General features: G+C 71.0%; 15 protein-coding genes and 1 pseudogene. 10 read left to right on the top strand and 6 right to left on the bottom strand.

The features are described from left to right. Positions 1-13: 13 nt before the first annotated feature. The 3 genes and pseudogenes from IF20_RS08045 to IF20_RS08035 form a co-directional block, all read right to left on the bottom strand. A complete protein-coding gene (locus IF20_RS08045; RefSeq protein ID WP_052864302.1) occupies positions 14-826 on the bottom strand; it encodes an alpha/beta fold hydrolase in 813 nt (270 codons plus the stop codon). Positions 827-864: 38 nt separating this feature from the next. Beyond that, positions 865-1,326 (bottom strand): annotated as a pseudogene (locus tag IF20_RS08040) (LysE family translocator); the annotation flags it as partial. After that, positions 1,320-2,474, bottom strand: coding sequence for a diaminopropionate ammonia-lyase (locus IF20_RS08035; protein ID WP_052864301.1), 1,155 nt, complete (start codon positions 2,472-2,474; stop codon positions 1,320-1,322). The pseudogene IF20_RS08040 and the gene IF20_RS08035, both read right to left, overlap by 7 nt. Positions 2,475-2,671: 197 nt before the next feature. Between IF20_RS08035 and IF20_RS08030 the strand changes: the two genes are divergently transcribed. From IF20_RS08030 to IF20_RS08000, 7 genes are all read left to right on the top strand, one after another. Continuing rightward, entirely contained in the window at positions 2,672-3,628 is a 957-nt protein-coding gene (locus tag IF20_RS08030) for a LysR substrate-binding domain-containing protein (RefSeq protein WP_052864300.1), read from the top strand. Positions 3,629-4,088: 460 nt separating this feature from the next. Then, positions 4,089-4,457, top strand: a complete 369-nt coding sequence (locus IF20_RS08025; RefSeq protein ID WP_456113153.1) for a cupin domain-containing protein — start codon at positions 4,089-4,091, stop codon at positions 4,455-4,457. Between the two features lie 179 nt (positions 4,458-4,636). Next, entirely contained in the window at positions 4,637-5,386 is a 750-nt protein-coding gene (locus IF20_RS08020; RefSeq protein WP_052864484.1) for an SDR family oxidoreductase, read from the top strand. A 91-nt stretch (positions 5,387-5,477) separates the two neighbouring features. Then, complete coding sequence (locus IF20_RS08015) at positions 5,478-5,828, top strand: VOC family protein (protein WP_052864298.1); 351 nt, start codon at positions 5,478-5,480, stop codon at positions 5,826-5,828. Positions 5,829-6,129: 301 nt separating this feature from the next. Continuing rightward, positions 6,130-7,314, top strand: coding sequence for a MerR family transcriptional regulator (locus IF20_RS08010; protein ID WP_110943950.1), 1,185 nt, complete (start codon positions 6,130-6,132; stop codon positions 7,312-7,314). A gap of 225 nt (positions 7,315-7,539) precedes the next feature. Next, positions 7,540-8,058 carry a lytic polysaccharide monooxygenase auxiliary activity family 9 protein gene (locus IF20_RS08005; protein WP_052864297.1) on the top strand — a complete coding sequence of 173 codons (519 nt, stop codon included), beginning with the start codon at positions 7,540-7,542 and terminating at the stop codon, positions 8,056-8,058. 130 nt (positions 8,059-8,188) lie between these two features. Next, positions 8,189-8,905 carry a chitinase gene (locus IF20_RS08000; protein ID WP_052864296.1) on the top strand — a complete coding sequence of 239 codons (717 nt, stop codon included), beginning with the start codon at positions 8,189-8,191 and terminating at the stop codon, positions 8,903-8,905. A 22-nt stretch (positions 8,906-8,927) separates the two neighbouring features. Here IF20_RS08000 and IF20_RS07995 read toward each other — a convergent pair whose 3' ends face one another. The 3 genes from IF20_RS07995 to IF20_RS07985 form a co-directional block, all read right to left on the bottom strand. Continuing rightward, entirely contained in the window at positions 8,928-10,133 is a 1,206-nt protein-coding gene (locus tag IF20_RS07995) for an ABC transporter substrate-binding protein (RefSeq protein WP_234426565.1), read from the bottom strand. Positions 10,134-10,670: 537 nt separating this feature from the next. Next, positions 10,671-11,801 (bottom strand): aminotransferase, encoded by a 1,131-nt coding sequence (locus IF20_RS07990; RefSeq protein ID WP_052864294.1) that lies wholly within the window; start codon positions 11,799-11,801, stop codon positions 10,671-10,673. Continuing rightward, positions 11,798-11,998: a hypothetical protein gene (locus tag IF20_RS07985; RefSeq protein ID WP_199896523.1), complete on the bottom strand. Its 201-nt coding sequence runs from the start codon at positions 11,996-11,998 to the stop codon at positions 11,798-11,800. Before IF20_RS07985 ends, IF20_RS07990 begins: the two co-directional genes overlap by 4 nt. A gap of 63 nt (positions 11,999-12,061) precedes the next feature. On the opposite strand from IF20_RS07985, the gene IF20_RS07980 reads away from it, so the two are divergent. The 3 genes from IF20_RS07980 to hisD all read left to right on the top strand — a co-directional run bounded on the left by IF20_RS07980 (position 12,062) and on the right by hisD (position 15,781). After that, positions 12,062-12,637: a helix-turn-helix domain-containing protein gene (locus IF20_RS07980; protein WP_052864292.1), complete on the top strand. Its 576-nt coding sequence runs from the start codon at positions 12,062-12,064 to the stop codon at positions 12,635-12,637. A 602-nt stretch (positions 12,638-13,239) separates the two neighbouring features. After that, complete coding sequence (locus tag IF20_RS07975) at positions 13,240-14,235, top strand: LacI family DNA-binding transcriptional regulator (protein WP_052864291.1); 996 nt, start codon at positions 13,240-13,242, stop codon at positions 14,233-14,235. Positions 14,236-14,461: 226 nt separating this feature from the next. Continuing rightward, the gene (gene hisD / locus IF20_RS07970; RefSeq protein ID WP_052864290.1) at positions 14,462-15,781 is read left to right on the top strand and encodes a histidinol dehydrogenase; all 1,320 of its coding nucleotides are present in this window, start codon (positions 14,462-14,464) and stop codon (positions 15,779-15,781) included. The last annotated feature ends 113 nt before the right edge of the window (positions 15,782-15,894 follow it).

The raw sequence follows: 15,894 nt of genomic DNA, 5'->3' as shown, positions 1-15,894 counted from the left end.
GCTCCGTTGACCGTCACCCGCCGGCGACCTCCCGGTCCAGGAAGTCGATCAGGTGCCGGTTGAAGGCCGCCGGCTGTTCGGCCCCGGGCAGGTGCCCCGCCTGGTCGATGACCGCGAGCTGGGCGTGCGGGACATGGCGCCGGATCTCTTCGGCGTCGGCCGGCGGGGTGTAGGCGTCATCGGCCCCGACGAGGAGCAGCACGGGTACGTCGACCGCAGCCAGGCCGGGACGGTAGTCAGGCCGCTCGGCCCGGCCCCGCAACGCTGCCGCCGCGCCGCGCGGATCGGTCGTACGCATCATCGTCAGCACACGGTCGGCAACATCGGGGAGGGCGGTGACGTTGTAAGCGGCGAGCATCTTGTCGATGACTTCATCGGCATACCCGGCCATGCCTTCGGCGAGGAGGCGGTCGGCCAGGCGGTTGCGGAACAGCTTCCCGTCGGGCGTCTCCGCCGGCGCCGAGCTGTCGGAGAGCACCATGGCGGCGACGCGGTCGGGATGGCGGGCTTGCATCTCCATGGTGATCTGCCCACCCATGGAGACACCGCCGACCACTGCCTTCGGTATGCCCAAGTGGTCGAGGAGAGCGGCGAGATCGTCGGCGAAGTCGGACAGGTACACGACGTCGCCGCTCACCGGGCTCTGCCCGTAACCCCGCAGGTCCGGGGTGACCACCCGATAGCCGGCCGCGGCAAGGGCCGCGACCTGCGGCTCCCACAGCGTGCGGTTGAAGGGATGTCCGTGGATGAGCAGCACGGGCGTGCCGTCGTCGGGACCTGCCACGTCGTAGGCGAGCACGGTGCCGTTCAGCGATGCGGTGTCCATCGGTGGAGTCGCTTTCCGTAAGTGATGCACTGCCGGTGAATGATGAGCGCCATGGCCCAGGCGGCGGGCAGCCCGGCGGGCGCCAGCGTGGGCAGGAGCCCGGTGTAGAAGACGGCGATCTTCGGGTTGAGGACGTTGCTGATCAGGCCGGTCCGCTATGGGCTCCCACCGGCGGTGTGGGCGTGGGTGTCGGTTTCGGTCGCGGACGGGGCGGCGCGGCGGTGCTGCCGCAGCGTCCGCACCCCCAGGAAGACCAGGTAGCCGGCGCCCAGGAGCTTGAGTACCAGGTAGGCGACGGGGGACGCGGCCAGTACGGCGGCGAGCCCGGCGACGGTCAGGGCGCCCCATACCAGCAGCCCGGACGCGATGCCGCCGACCGTCCGCAGCCCGTCCCGGGGCCCGGCCACGACGGCGCGTCGGGTGACGATCGCCAGGTCCGGGCCCGGAACGACGGTCAGCAGGCCGAGGACACCGAGCGCGGCCGCGAGCTGGGTCAGCATACGGGGGAGTGCGGGTTGGCGGCGGTGCCTTCGGTGCTCAGGAGGACGACCACCGAGTGCGGGTCGAGGCCCAGTGCCGTACGGCGAGCGTCGGCGTCCGTGCCGGTGAGCGCCGCACGCAGGCCGGCGAGCGCCGCGGCTCCGCAGGGACCCGAGGAGACACCGAGCGCGGCGAGGTCGGCGGCCGCGCGTGCGCTGTCGGCGTCCGGGACGGCGACAGCGGCATCCAGCCCGCCGTGCAGGTAGGGCCAGGCGATGCTGGAGGGGGTACCGCAGTTCAGCCCGGCCATGACGGTCTCGCCGGTGGTGACACCGACGGGTTCACCGAGGAGGAGGCTCTCCAGCACGCAGGCCGCGGCTTCCGGCTCCACCGACAGCAGCGCCGGGCCCTGCGGCGCCGGCGCACGCGCGGCACTCCCGGACGTACGGCTGCGGTAGTGGGTGACCACCGCCTGGGCCAGCGACCCCACCCCCACCGGCACGGCCACGAGGTCGGGCCCCGCCGTGATGCCCGCGGCCGCCAACTGCTCGTCGATCTCCGCGCAGAGGGTGCTGTAGCCCTCGACGATCCAGCTCGGGATCTGTTCGTAGCCCGGCCAGGCGGTGTCCTGGATCAGCACCGCGTCCGGTGCGTCGGCCGCCCGCGCCGCCAGCCGTACTGCCTCGTCGTACGGCCCCGGCACCTCGGTGACCCGCGCCCGCTCGGCGGCGATGGCCGCCACGGCCTGCGGATGCACGCCCCGCGGAACGAAGACGTGGGCACGCTGCCCGAGCAGGCGCGCCGTACGGGCGACCGCCCGGCCGTGATTGCCGTCGGTCGCGGTCACCAGCGTCACCGGGCCCGGCGCAGCGCCGTTCGCGGTCCGTTCGGCAAGGGCGCGGTGGATCGCCCACGACGCGCCCAGCGCCTTGAAGGCAGGCAGTCCCAAGCGGGACGACTCGTCCTTCACGAAGACCCGGCCGACCCCCAGCCCGTCCGCCAGGGGCGGCAGGTCGGTCAGCGGAGTGGGGGAGTAGTCGGGCAGGTCGGAGTGGAAGCTCCGCACTTCGGCGGGCGCGGGCGGGCACTGCCACGTACGGGCGCTGGGCCGTGCGTACCACGGCAGCGTACGGAGAGGAGAGGCGCTTCCGGCCAGGTGATCAGTCACCTGATCAGGTTCCGGTACGCCACTCCGATCGGTCCAGCGAATGTTTCCGACGTATACCCTTCGGACAACCCGATCATTTGTGTGGCGCCCTGCGACCTACTGCGCCGGCGCTGTGCCGGCGCAGTAGGTCGCAGGGAGTGGGGTCGCAGGGACATGAGGTCGTAAGGACGTAAGGACGTAAGGAGAACGGGCTGCCGATGTTCGACCTGCACCGACTGCGCCTGCTGCGCGAACTCAAGCAGCGCGGCACGCTTGCGGCCGTCGCCGCGGCCTTGTCCTACGCCCCGTCCTCGGTCTCCCAGCAGCTCTCCCAATTGGAGGCGGAGGTCGGCGTCCGGCTGCTGGAACCGGTCGGGCGGCGCGTACGGCTGACCGAGCAGGCCGAGATCCTCGTCGCCCACACCGATGCGGTACTGGAACGACTGGAGCGCGCGGAGGCGGACATCGCCACCTCGCTGGCCGACCTCACCGGCACCCTGCGCATCGCGTCGTTCCAGACCGCTGCCCTGGCCCTGGTGCCGACCATGCTCGACGTACTGCGCGACCGCCACCCGCACCTGCGCGTCCACGTCACGCACATGGAACCCGAACGGGCACTGCCCGCCCTCCAAGCCCGCGATTTCGACCTCGTCCTCGCCGAGGAGTACCCCGGTAACCCCAACCCGCGCCCCGCCGACCTGGAACAAGAAGACCTCTTCGAGGATCCCCTCCACCTCGCGCTGCCCGGCGCGATCGACGGGCCGAACGCCGCCGAGAGTCCGCTGGCGGCCTTGCGCTCACTCGCCGACCATCCCTGGGTGATGGAACCCGAAGGCACGGCTGCCCGGCACTGGGCCGTGACGTTGTGCCGTAACGCCGGGTTCGAGCCGGACGTGCGGTTCGAGACGACGGATCTCCTGCTGCACCTCCGCCTCGTCGAGCAACAGCACGCCGCCGCCTTCCTGCCCGAACTCACCTGGCGGGGCAGCCCGCCGGGCGTCCCGCTGCGACGACTCCCGCGTGGCCAGCGCAGCCGTCGCCTGTGCACCGTCGTACGCCGTGGCCGCAGCCGCCACCCCGCCGTCCTCGCGTGCCGCGATGCCCTCGTACGGGCCGTCGGCCTCCACTCCGGCAGCACGTCCGCTGACGACGCCGGACCACCGCCGCGCACCTGAGGGAGCACCGCCGCGTACCTGAGGGGCGACCGGCGGATCACAGGCGGATCACTGCTGTTTATGACGCGTCATACGCTGTGTCCCAACGTGATGCGGATGGCCGGCGTCATCGACGTCCGCGCCGACGCCGTGCCGATGCCCCAGGGCCCGGCCGGCACCGGCATGTGGGCATTGTCCGGTTCGACGCTCACCGCGCGTGCCGGGGCTCTGAACAATGGGACCTCCTTGTGCGCGTACCCCGCGAGCCGCCGGTCCGCCCGATGAGTCCTGTCGAACCCAGCAGGGCGATGAGGTCTGTCGGCCAGCCGTGCACTCGGGTCGGGAGAAGGGGACAGCGGGCAGGGCGCCCGTCCCTTTCCCGCCCGCCCCTCGACCACCGGTATCGCAACACAGCAGGAGGAGACCCGCCGTGTCCGACACCCGCGCGCAGCAGCCGCGCTCAGAGGCCTGGAAGACCGCGCTGACCGTGTTGCAGGAAGTCACCCCGCCCGCCCCTCCCGAGGGCGCGCACGCGATGACGGTGCAGGTCGAGTTCCCGCCCGGCGACCCCGGCACTCCGCCGCACCGTCACTCGGGGCCGGCCTTCGGCTACGTACTGGAAGGCGAGATGCGTTTCGAGCTGGAGGGCGAGCCGGAGCGGATCGTACGCGCAGGGGAGACGTTCTGGGAGCCCGGCGGGGACGTCATCCACTACCAGGACGGCAACCACAGCAACGACACGCGCCTGCGCTTCCTTGTGACCATGTTCTGCGCGCCGGACCAGCCGATGCTCGTCCTGGTCGACGACGATGAGCTGAAGCAGCGCGCACACCTGCGCGCGCCCCGATAGACCGGACGAATCCCACCAGCGGCAAACCAACTGCCACCACCACGCGCCACGCACCACGCACGACGCGCCACGCCGCTACGCACCTCGTCACCTCGTCACCTCGTCACCTCGTCACCTCGTCACCTCGCACGTCGCCCGCGCCGCCCCGCCCCTCGCCACCGAGCATGGGAGTACGCACCGTGAAGATCGTGGTCATCGGAGGCACCGGCCTCATCGGCAGCAAAGTGATCGCCAAGCTCAACGACCGTGGACACGAGACGGTGCCCGCCGCGCCCAGCACGGGCGTCGACACTCTCACCGGTGAGGGCCTCAGCGCCGCGCTGGCCGGAGCTCAGGTGGTCGTGGACGTGTCCAACTCGCCCTCCTTCGAGGAGTCGGCGGTACTGGACTTCTTCACCACCTCCACCCGCAACCTGCTGTCCGCCGAAGAGGCGGCAGGCGTGGCGTACCACGTGGCACTTTCGATCGTCGGCATCGACGACCTGCCCGAGAACGGCTACTTCCGGGCGAAGGTGGCGCAGGAGCAGCTGATCAAGAAGGGGCCGATCCCGTACTCGATCGTCCGCGCGACGCAGTTCTTCGAGTTCGTCAAGGGCATCGCCGACACCGCCACCGAGGGCGACACCGTGCGCCTGCCGCATGTGCTCTTCCAGCCCATGGCGGCGGACGATGTCGCCGAAGCGGTGGCCGGCGCGGCCGCCGAGGCCCCGTTGAAGGGCATCACCGAGGTGGCCGGCCCCGAGGTGTTCCGCTTCGACGAGTTGGTCGCCGAGGCGCTGCGTGCCTGGAAGGACCCGCGTACCGTCGTCGCCGACCCGCACGCCCGTTACTTCGGTTCCGAGCTGGCGGAGCGCAGCCTCGTCCCCGACGACGGCCGCGCCCGCCTGGCCGTCACCCACTTCGACGACTGGCTGCGCCGCTCCGCCTGATCCTTCCCTTCCCTTCCCTTCCCCTTTCCCCGTTCCCCTTTCCGGCACTGGTTTTCGGCTCTTACGGCAGCGCAACGCCTAGAGTGCCGGGATGCGCGCACGACTGGATGAGATCGTCTTCGACTGCCACGATCCGCAGGAGCTGGCCCGGTTCTGGGCCCGGCTGCTGGAGAGCGAAGCGGTGCGTCGGAACGCGGACTGGAGCTATGTGGATCCGCCCGAGATGCCGCGCTTGGCTTTCCAGCGGGTCCCCGAACCGAAAACCACGAAGAACCGGGTGCACCTGGACCTGCTGGCGGGCGACATCCCCATGGCGACCGCCGAGGCGGTCCGGATGGGCGCGGTGGCCGTCGGCGAGCTGGTCACCAACCCGTACGGACAGTTCCAGATCCTGGTCGATCCCGAAGGCAACGAATTCTGCTTCGTCAGCGGACACGGTTAGTCACTGGCAGCGGAAAGCGTGGCACGAACGTTGCAGCTGGCGGCGGCCGGCCGCTCGTCGCACCATGCCAGGGCAAGGAGTACCCGAACACCGCAACCCCGCGTTCAGGCGTCACCGGCCCTCCCCGAGTCCGGGCCGGTGACGTCGCACGCGGCGGAGTGGCACGGGCCCGGACCCCGCTCGTGCCGCGGGAGCCGCCCTTCACGCTGCCGCGAGGGAGTGTGGCGCTCTGTGTCGCCCGCCCGGTGCATGATGGGCCGAGTGGGCGGCACGTCACGCCTGTACGCCCTACCGTGCCGTCATGGAGACCGCACCACCGCGCACGCGCCGGACCGGACCGACCACTGCGGAGGCACCCGACGTACCTCCTACGCGCCGGGCCAGACTGACCACCGGAGACGTCGCGACACGGCTGGGCGTCGCCCCGGCCACGCTGCGTTCGTGGGCCCGGCGCTACGGGCTGGGGCCGTCCGGCCACCAGGGCGGCAGACACCGGCGGTGGAGCGAGCAGGACGTCGCGATGTTGGAGCGGCTGTGTGAGCTGACCGCCCGCGGTGTGCCGACCGCGGAGGCCGCCGAACTGGTCCGTAGCGCAGGGGGCATGCCTGTGACAGGGCAGATGCCGGCGGCAGCGGACATGCCGGCGGCGGCGAACACGCCGGGGACAGGGGACATGCCGGGGAACGCGTCGGTGTTGTCGGTGTCGGCCACGCCCCGGCAGCGCACCCCGGCCCGCTCCGGCGCGGATGCCGCAGCCATCCTCGGTACGACGACGCCACACGACGATGCCGACGCGCGGCGCCGGGTCCGGGGCCTCGGCCGCGCCGCCGTCCGCCTCGACGCTCCACTGCTGGACGAGCTACTCGCCGGCACACTGGCCGAGTACGGCCTGGTCGACGCCTGGGAACGCGTACTGAGCCCGGCCCTGCGGTCCATCGGCCGCACCTGGGCCTGCTCCGGGGACCCGCACGGCGAACGGTACGTGGAAGCGGAACACCTGCTGTCCTGGCATCTCTCCACGGCGCTCCGCCGGTCCACCGGATGCGCGGCGACTTCGCCGACGGCTCCGGGCGGACGGCCGGTACTGCTGGCCTGCGTCCCCGGTGAGGCGCACACCCTGGGCCTGGAAGCGCTGACCGCGGCGTTGGGGGAACGGGGCGTCCCGGTGCGCATGTTCGGCGCCGCGGTGCCGGTGGGTGCGCTGACCGAGGCGGTACGGAGGACCGGGCCGTGCGCCGTTGTGTTGTGGTCGCAGACTCGCGCCACGGCTGCGCCTGCACTGTTGTCCCTGGCGTACGGCCCCGGCCACGGCCTGAAGGGGTCCCGTGTCCATCCGGCCGTCCTCGCCGCCGGTCCCGGCTGGTCACGGCGCGGGGCTCCGGGCATCCACCGCCCGGGCGGGTTGCAGCAGGCCCTGCAGATCCTGGAAGGCTTCGCGGTCCCGGAACGCCTCCGCCCCACGGATACCTCTGTGTCACACCCTTGACACGGTCATGACCGCCGCTTGTATGGTCTAGTCCAAAGAACTCACCGCATCGGGCCGGGAGTTGGTCCCCATGGGACGCAACTCAGGCAACTTCTCCCTGTCCGGGCGGTGGGAGCGCGACACCTTTGCGCCTCTTGGCCCCACCCACGAGAGGCCTGCCCCGCGCACGTGGTCCCCCACACGACCGCGTACGTCAGGGAAGGCCTGATGTGAAGGAGTTCCCCCATGCGCACCACCAGGAAGACGGCTGCCCTCATCGGTGCCGCTCTCGCCCCCGCCATCGCCCTGAGCCTCCCCGCCGGTTCGGCGAGCGCCCACGGTTACATCTCCGATCCGCCGAGCCGCCAGGCGCAGTGCGCCGCGGGCACGGTGTCCTGCGGGGACATCACGTACGAGCCCCAGAGCGTCGAGGGCCCCAAGGGCCTGACCAGCTGCAGTGGCGGCAACAGCCGGTTCGCCGAGCTGGACGACGACAGCAAGGGCTGGACCGTCACGCCGGTGTCGAAGAACACCACGTTCTCGTGGAAGCTCACCGCACGCCACTCCACCAGCACCTGGGAGTACTACGTCGGCGGCCAGCGGATCGCCCTGTTCGACGACGGCGGGGCCAAGCCGGGCGAGGTCGTGAACCACCAGGTCGACTTCGGCAACCTCACGGGCAAGCAGAAGGTCCTGGCCGTCTGGAACGTCGCCGACACCGACAACGCCTTCTACGCCTGCATCGACGTCAACGTCGGCGGCTGACAGGCCGCCGCGCGGGGCGGGACCTCCCCGCCCCGCCTCCTCGTCCACGTCGACAGCTTTCGCCCGCCCTCCGCTCAGCCGCACGCACACTCACTCACCCCCAGGAGTCGACACCGTGCACCGTCGCATCATGGGACTGCTCGCCGCCACCGGCGCGGCGGCCGCTCTCTGCAGCATGACGCTCGCCTCGCCGGCCTCCGCGCAGGTCGGCGGAAAGGCCGACGCCGCCGCGTTCGTGGTCAGCGAGGCCCAGTTCAACCAGATGTTCCCGAACCGGAACTCGTTCTACACGTACAGCGGCCTCACCGCCGCGCTCAGCGCCTACCCCGGCTTCTCCAACACCGGTAGTGACACGGTGAAGAAGCAGGAGGCCGCCGCCTTCCTCGCCAACGTCAGCCATGAGACCGGCGGGCTCGTGCACGTCGTCGAGCAGAACCAGGCCAACTACCCGCACTACTGCGACACCAGCCAGCCCTACGGCTGCCCGGCCGGCAACGACAAGTACTACGGTCGTGGGCCCATCCAGCTGAGCTGGAACTTCAACTACAAGACCGCCGGTGACGCGCTCGGCATCGACCTGCTCAACAACCCGGACCTCGTGCAGAACGACGCGGCCGTCGCGTGGAAGACCGGCCTGTGGTACTGGAACACCCAGAAGGGCCCCGGCACGATGACGCCGCACGACGCCATGGTCAACGGCGCCGGCTTCGGTGAGACGATCCGCGCCATCAACGGCAGCCTGGAATGCAACGGCGGCAACCCGGGCCAGGTCCAGAGCCGGATCGACAGCTACCAGCGCTTCACCCAGGTCCTCGGCGTCGAACCGGGCGGCAACCTCAGCTGTTGAGTCCGGAGCACCCCGGTGTCACTCAGTACGCAGGGGTGAGATCGGCCTCCACCGGAACCTCGGGGCAGCGGGAATTGGCCACCACGGCAAGCTCATGGCCGTGGTGGCCGCCCGTTTTCCACTGCCCGCCGATCAGCGGCACCAGCGCGACGTTGGGAGTGGGCCCGCTCGTCCAATCCAGTGGCCCCGCGAGGGTGGCCAGGCGGGTGCGCCCCACCGCGTCGGCGACCGCGCGGCGGTCGTACGGATCGTCGGCGGTCGACAGGGCGTGGACAGCCACTTCCAGCAGCGCGTGCGCCAGGCCCAGCGGCTGCAACCACCGGTTGCCGGTGTGTTGTTCGTAGTCCGCGGCCAGCTGGGCCGCGGTGGTGCCGTCGAGGGAGGACCGGTGCGGGTGCCGGGGCGACCAGTACATCAGGGTGGCCACACCCGCCCGGTCGAGCTCGGCGAGCGTCGCCCCGCGCGGATAGGCCAGCCAGCGCGAGCACGTGATCAGGCGGGGCCGCGCCCCGCGTTCGCGCGCCTGACGGTGGAACAGCGCAAGGTCCTCGGCGGTGGCCGCACTGGTGACGATGTCGGCCCCCCGCTCCCGGAAGGAGTCGAGGGACGGCGTGAAGTCCCGTGCCGGCTCGCGGTAGCCACCCGGGTCGACCAGGTGGTGCCCCCGCGCGGCAGCCACCGGCACGAAGCCGTGCTCCCGGTGACGGAGCAGCCGTCCCTGCAGGTCGTCGTTCCACAGACAGCCGACGGTGTGCCGCGTACCCAGTTGCTCCCACATCTCGGCGAACACGGCCGCGATGTCGTCCAGCCCCCAGGCGAAGTGGTACGTCCAGGCGAACGGCCGTCGCGGGTCGCCGCCGCGCCCGTAGACGAACGCCTGCCAGGGGAAGGTGGTGGTCAGGCACGCCACGCCGGCTTCCTCGCAGGCGTCGGCCACGGCCGGCAACACCTTCGTGCCGGCCATGGTCACCACCAGCTGTACTCGCTCCTGGTGCACCAGCTCCGTCATCGCCCGCCGCGCCGCCACGGGATCGGAGAGGCTGTCACGCCAGGCGAGCCGGACGGGCTGCCGGCGCGAGCCGCGGGCCGGCTTCGACAGCCGTGGTGCCAGGCGGTCGAGGACAAAGGACAGCGGGTCGCCCAGCTTGGCCAGTCGACCCGTCCGCGGCACGACCGCACCGATGCAGAGGCCGCCCGGGCCCGTGCCGCTTTCCACCTGTCTCGCCACTGCCGGACCTCTCGGAACGCTCGCCGCCGTCGGAACGGGAACACACCGGCGGACGTACGCGGACGTACGCGGACGTACCGATCCGCCGGCTTCTGTCACGAGGCACATCCCTCGCCGGGCACCCGTACCGAACGTCCGGGCCGGCTCTTTCCCCCGCATGGCTGCGCATTCGACTCGCGAGAGGGAAGAGCGGTGCAGCCGTGCTCTCTTCGAGTGGCGTGTCAGCGCTGTCCGCGTTGGTGACCAGGTCGTCTCGAACGTGCCCCGTTCGGCGGAGCATGCCCGGGGCCGTGGCGGGCAGACGCCGTCTTGCACGGGTCGGCACACAGCATCGCTCGGGATCACGCGCCGTGCACCGCAGGTACGCCCTCATCGGGACAGCGGGTTCGCCCTGCCGCCCCGGCTCGGGCGAGAAGTGAAAACGGTCGAACACCCGGACCCCGTGCTCGACCGTCATTCACACCATGCCCCGCGCGATGAGGGCAGATCGAGTCGATCGAGTCGATCGAGCCGGCCGAGTCAAGCGAGTCGGTCGAGTCAAGCGAGTGAGTCCAGTTGGTCGAGGAATCGGCCGACCAGTCGCAGACCGGTACGCAGGGTCTCGGTGTCGTCGGCGAAGCCGATGCGTACGGTGTGCTCGATGTCGAACGCCGCGCCGGGGGTGAACATCACGCCGGTGTCCTTCAGCAGGCGGGTGCAGAAGTCGTAGGAGCCGATCGGGGCGGTGTAGCGCAGCAACGCGGTGGTGCCCGAGGCCGGCCGCACGTAGCTGATGTCGTCGCGGCCGCTGACCCACTCGTCGAGGATCGCCAGGTTGGTGCGGGTGATCCGGTGGGAGCGGGCGAGGATCGCGTCCTTGTGCTCCAGTGCTACGCAGGCCAGCAGGTCGTCGATGCGCCCGACGCTGATGGTCGTGTAGTCCCGGTGCGTGGCGACGTCGGCCAGTAGCTCGGTGGGGCCGACGATCCAGCCCAGACGCAGTCCCGCCAGGGAGTACGGCTTGGACATGCTGCCGGTGGAGATGCCGCGTTCGTACAGGTCGGCGATCGAGGTGGTGAAGCCGTGACCGTGCTGGTCCACGCCCCGGTAGACCTCGTCGCACAGTACCCACGCGCCGACGCGGCGGGCGATCTCGGCGATGCGGGTCAGCCCGGCCTCGTCGATCAGCGCGCCGGTGGGGTTGTTCGGGTTGTTGACCGCGATGAGTTGGGTGTCCGAGGTGACCAGGCGGTCGAGTGCGTCGAGGTCGGGCAGCCAGTCGTGGTCCTCGCGCAGCGGCAGTCGGTCGACGCGTGCGCCGTAGCTGTCCGGGATGGAGTAGTGCTGCTGGTAGGTGGGGACCACGGCGACGACGTGGTCGCCGGGGGCTACGAGGGTGGCGTGTACGAGGGCATTGGCGCCGATGGCGCCGTGGGTGATCAGGACGTTGTCCGGGCTCTGGGTCGAGTACAGGCCGGCGACGAGGGTGCGCAGGCGCGGGCTGCCCGCGATCGGCCCGTAGGTGAGCGGGGTGGCGGCCAGTTCGGTCAGCACCTCCTCGCGTCGGCCGGACAGGTCCAGCAACTCACCGGTGGTGAGCGAACGGACGCAGGTTTCGGCCAGGTTGTACCGACAGGTCTCCTCGTACTCGTTCATCCACTGCTCGACCGCGAATTCGCTGATCCTCACCGCGACTGCCTCTCCGTCGTCCCGCCGTCGTCCGTCGTCAGCACGGCCGGGTAGTGGATGACTTCGCCTCCGCCGGGCAGGTCGACGACGAATTGGGTGGGGGCGGACGCATCGCTCGGCGCAAGACCGCCGAAGGCCTCGCGAAGCGCTGCCGGCACAGCCTGCTCGGGAACGTGGGGAGAGGTGGTCACACGCATGATGGGCAATATATTGCTCATCCGCGCGGCCTGGCAACTTTTTTGCGCACTATACTGCGCATTATGAGCAGTGAGGCAGCCGCCGACAGCAGTGCCACGCAGCAGTTCGTCACCCGCATCGGCGGGCGCATCCGCGCGCTGCGCAAGCAGCGCGGGTGGAGTGTGCAGCAGCTGGGGGAGGCCGGCGAGGTGAGCCGCCGGATGCTCACCCAGATCGAACTCGGCCAGGCCAATCCCAGCCTCGCCACCGTCGACCGGGTCGCCCGCGCGCTGAACACCGACTTCGCGGCCCTCGCCCTGCCCGCGGACGATGCCGCGCACGCCGAGGTCGAGGGAACGCTCGTGTGGCAGGCCCCGGACGGCAGCCAGGCGCTGCTCCTGGGCGCGACCCAGGAACCGCGGGCCGAGCTGTGGCGCTGGACCCTGGCGCCCGGTGGGCGGTACGCAGCCGAGGCCGACCGGCCCGGCGCGCAGGAGATCCACCACGTCCTGTCCGGCCGCCTGACCCTGTCCCTGCCGACCGGTGCCCAGGTGGTGGCGCCCGGGCAGAGTGCGGTCATCGCCAGCGACCAGGAGTACGCCTACCGCAACGAGGGCGCCGAACCGGTCGTCTTCGTACGGGTCGTCACGGGCGCCTGACCGGCGACGGCTGCGGGCCGCCGTCGGGCGCTGCGCTCGTGGCCGTGCGCCGGTGGGTTTCACGCGAATGCCCGGCCGGCCGTGCGCGGAGGCAGGCTGGGCACTGTGCTGGAGACGCGGGTGCGCGGCCATTGTCCCACCGTTCATGCGCAGCGGCCGGGCACACTCCGCCGGCCCCGCCCCTCTGTAGACGACACAGGTCGCAGTCGGGCGGGGCCGCAGCCGGCTCCGCGCCAAGTACGTCTGCCCGACAGGTGTCGTAAGGCGGCGTACGGCACGTTTCTGGGCCTCCCCGCCCCGTGCTGCACGAGCCGCTGTTCAAGGGCCTGCTGACGAGCCATTACGACGTCTACGGCGACGTGGTGCCGGCAGCCGCAACCGACCCTGTTCGCGCGGCTGCGTCTCCCGGTCGGCACGCCGTACCTCGAAGAACCGCGGTCCGTCCTCGCGGCAGGACACGTGCACCACTACCGCAGCCCGCACGCCTGGGACGATGCGGTGCGGTCCGTGGCGGGCCGAGTACGACGCCCCGCCACGGCCAGGCAGGATGCCGTGCGGGGACGGTATCGTTGCCCCGACACCAGCTGGAGGGGAAGGGACCCATGGCACGGCGGCCGACCGTCACGAGCGTACAGATCGCCCGTGAGGCGGGTGTGGCGCAGTCGACCGTGTCCCGTGTCCTCAACGGCGGAAGCGTGGCCCCCGAGACCCGGCGGCGGGTGCTCGAAGTGGTGGCCAAGTACGACTTCCAACCCAGTCAGGCCGCACGCAGCCTGGTCGGAGCCCGCTCGGGGCTCATCGGGGTGGTCATCCGGGATCTGACGAACCCCTTCTACCCGGTCATGGTCAAGGCGATGGAGCGGGTGCTCCATGGACAGGGGCTCCGACTGACGTTGGTGACCGACGTGATGACCGCCGACGAGGGCCTGGCGCTGCTGCGGCGTGAAGGCGTGGACGGTGTGGTGTTCACCTCCGCCGTACGGGACGAACCGCTGGCGCACCGCATCCGCGGACACGGCATACCCGTGGTGTTGTGTCACCGCACCCTCGAAGGCTTCGCAGCCGACCAGGTCGAGGCCGACAACGTCACCGCCGGCCGGCTGGCGGCGGAGCACCTGCTCGACCTGGGGCATCGCCGCATGGCGATGGTGTGTGGCCTGGCCGGGGCGAGCACGTCCGAGCAGCGCGGCCGCGGATTCCGTGAGCGGGCCCAGGCCTGCGGCGAGGTTGCCCTGACCGAGCTCTACGCGGGGTACGACTACGATGCCGCCTACGATGCGGTGCGCGGTCTGCTCGCCGGCGCCGAGCCGCCCACCGCGCTGTTCTGCCACAACGACGTCATGGCGTACGCGGCGTTGAACGCCGCGGCGGCGGCGGGCGTTGCGGTACCGCGCGAGCTGAGCGTGGTGGGCTGTGACGACGTGCCGCTGTCGTCGTGGGAACGCATCGACCTGACGACGGTGCGTCAGCCGCTGGAGCGCATCGCGCGGGTCGGCGTGGAACTGCTGCTGGACCGGCTGGCGGATCCGGATGCCCCGCTCCGGCACGAGGTGCTGCCGGTGGAATTCGTCGGGCGTTCCACCACCGCCCCCGTCTGAGGCCCTCGGCTTTCCCCGCCCGGGGAGCTCTGCGAGGCCCGGTCATGCAATCCCGCCTGATGACCTCGCCATGCAGTCCTGCTTGATGATCTCGTTGTGCAGTCCCGCCTGAAGCGCTCTTCCGCTCGGTCCTCGGACACCCCTTGACCGTTTCGCCATCCGTCTCGCATTCTTTGGATACGCATCCATTGGATACGTATCCACACCGCGAGCAAAGGAGCTGGGCGTGTCCCGCACCATCAAGGCCGCTACCACCTCGTCCACCGCGCCCTCGGGAAACGACACCGTCGGGGAGGCCGTCCGCGAGCTGATCGCCGACGTCCGGCAGCGTGGCGACGCGGCAGTCCGGGAGCTGTCGGCGCGCTTCGACCGCTGGGAGCCGGAGTCCTTCCGGCTCGGTGAGGAGCAGCTCGCCGAGATCATCGGCACGCTCGACGACCAGGTCATCGAGGACATCAAGACGGTCCAGGCCAACGTCCGCCGCTTCGCCGAGGCACAGCGGGAGTCGATGTCGGAGATCGAGGTCGAGACCCAGCCGGGCGTGTTCCTCGGCCACCGGCACGTGCCGATCCAATCCGTCGGCGCGTACATCCCCGGCGGCCGGTACCCCCTGACCGCCTCCGCGCACATGACGATCGTGACGGCCAAGGCCGCCGGCGTGCCCCGCGTGGTCGCCTGCACCCCGCCGATCCGCGGTGAGATCCCCGCCGCCACCGTCGCCGCGATGTACTTCGCCGGCGCGGACGAGATCTACATCCTGGGTGGCGTCCAGGCGATCGCCGCGATGAGCGTCGGCACCGAGACGATCTCGCCCGTCGACATGCTGGCGGGCCCCGGCAACGCCTACGTCGCCGAGGCCAAGCGTCAGTTGTTCGGCGAGGTCGGCATCGACCTCTTCGCGGGCCCCACGGAGATCCTCATCGTGGCCGACGACACCGCCGACCCGTTCGTCGCGGCGGTCGACCTGCTCTCGCAGGCCGAGCACGGCCCCGACTCGCCCGCCGTGCTGGTGACCACCAGCGAGCGCGTCGCGAGCGAGACCGAGCGGCACATCAACGAGATCCTGCCCGACATGCCGACCGGCGACATCGCCGGCCCCGCCTGGCGGGACCACGGTCAGATCATCCTGGCCGACGACCTCGACGAGGCCTACCGGGTCGCCGACGAGTTCGCCTACGAGCACGTGCAGATCCTCACCGAGAACCCGCGCGAGGCGCTGGACAAGATGCACGCCTACGGAGCCCTGTTCCTCGGCGAGGGCACCTGCGTCTCCTACGGTGACAAGGTCATCGGCACCAACCACGTACTGCCGACGCGTGGCGCAGCGCGCTACACCGGTGGCCTGTGGGTGGGCATGTACCTCCGCACCGTCACCTACCAGGAGGTGCGCGACCAGCAGACGTCGGCCGACCTCGGTGTGCTGTGCGGACGGGCGGCCCGCGTCGAGCTGTTCGAGGGCCACGCCCGCTCCGGCGATGTCCGGGCCGCCAAGTACGCCGGCGCCCCACTGCCCTGGAGCGGCCACTTCGAGGGCGCCCGCGTCTGACGCCGGAGCAGGTCCGCCGTCGCTCACTGCAGTCCGGCACCATCGGCGCGATGGTCGAGTGGTACGCGTACACGGTCCAGGTGTCACCGCCGCGCTGGTGTTCGGCAGTTGTT

It is taken from the genome of Streptomyces niger (genome assembly GCF_000718305.1).
GTDB lineage: Bacteria > Actinomycetota > Actinomycetes > Streptomycetales > Streptomycetaceae > Streptomyces > Streptomyces niger.
This window is presented reverse-complemented; position numbering and strand designations above follow the sequence as displayed.

Coding starts and splice junctions, on each gene's coding strand:
- IF20_RS08045 (WP_052864302.1), bottom strand. CDS start 826: ATGGACACCGCATCGCTGAACGGCACCGTGCTCGCCTACGACGTGGCA.
- IF20_RS08030 (WP_052864300.1), top strand. CDS start 2,672: ATGTTCGACCTGCACCGACTGCGCCTGCTGCGCGAACTCAAGCAGCGC.
- IF20_RS08015 (WP_052864298.1), top strand. CDS start 5,478: ATGCGCGCACGACTGGATGAGATCGTCTTCGACTGCCACGATCCGCAG.
- IF20_RS08010 (WP_110943950.1), top strand. CDS start 6,130: ATGGAGACCGCACCACCGCGCACGCGCCGGACCGGACCGACCACTGCG.
- IF20_RS08005 (WP_052864297.1), top strand. CDS start 7,540: ATGCGCACCACCAGGAAGACGGCTGCCCTCATCGGTGCCGCTCTCGCC.
- IF20_RS08000 (WP_052864296.1), top strand. CDS start 8,189: ATGGGACTGCTCGCCGCCACCGGCGCGGCGGCCGCTCTCTGCAGCATG.
- IF20_RS07985 (WP_199896523.1), bottom strand. CDS start 11,998: ATGCGTGTGACCACCTCTCCCCACGTTCCCGAGCAGGCTGTGCCGGCA.
- IF20_RS07980 (WP_052864292.1), top strand. CDS start 12,062: ATGAGCAGTGAGGCAGCCGCCGACAGCAGTGCCACGCAGCAGTTCGTC.
- IF20_RS07975 (WP_052864291.1), top strand. CDS start 13,240: ATGGCACGGCGGCCGACCGTCACGAGCGTACAGATCGCCCGTGAGGCG.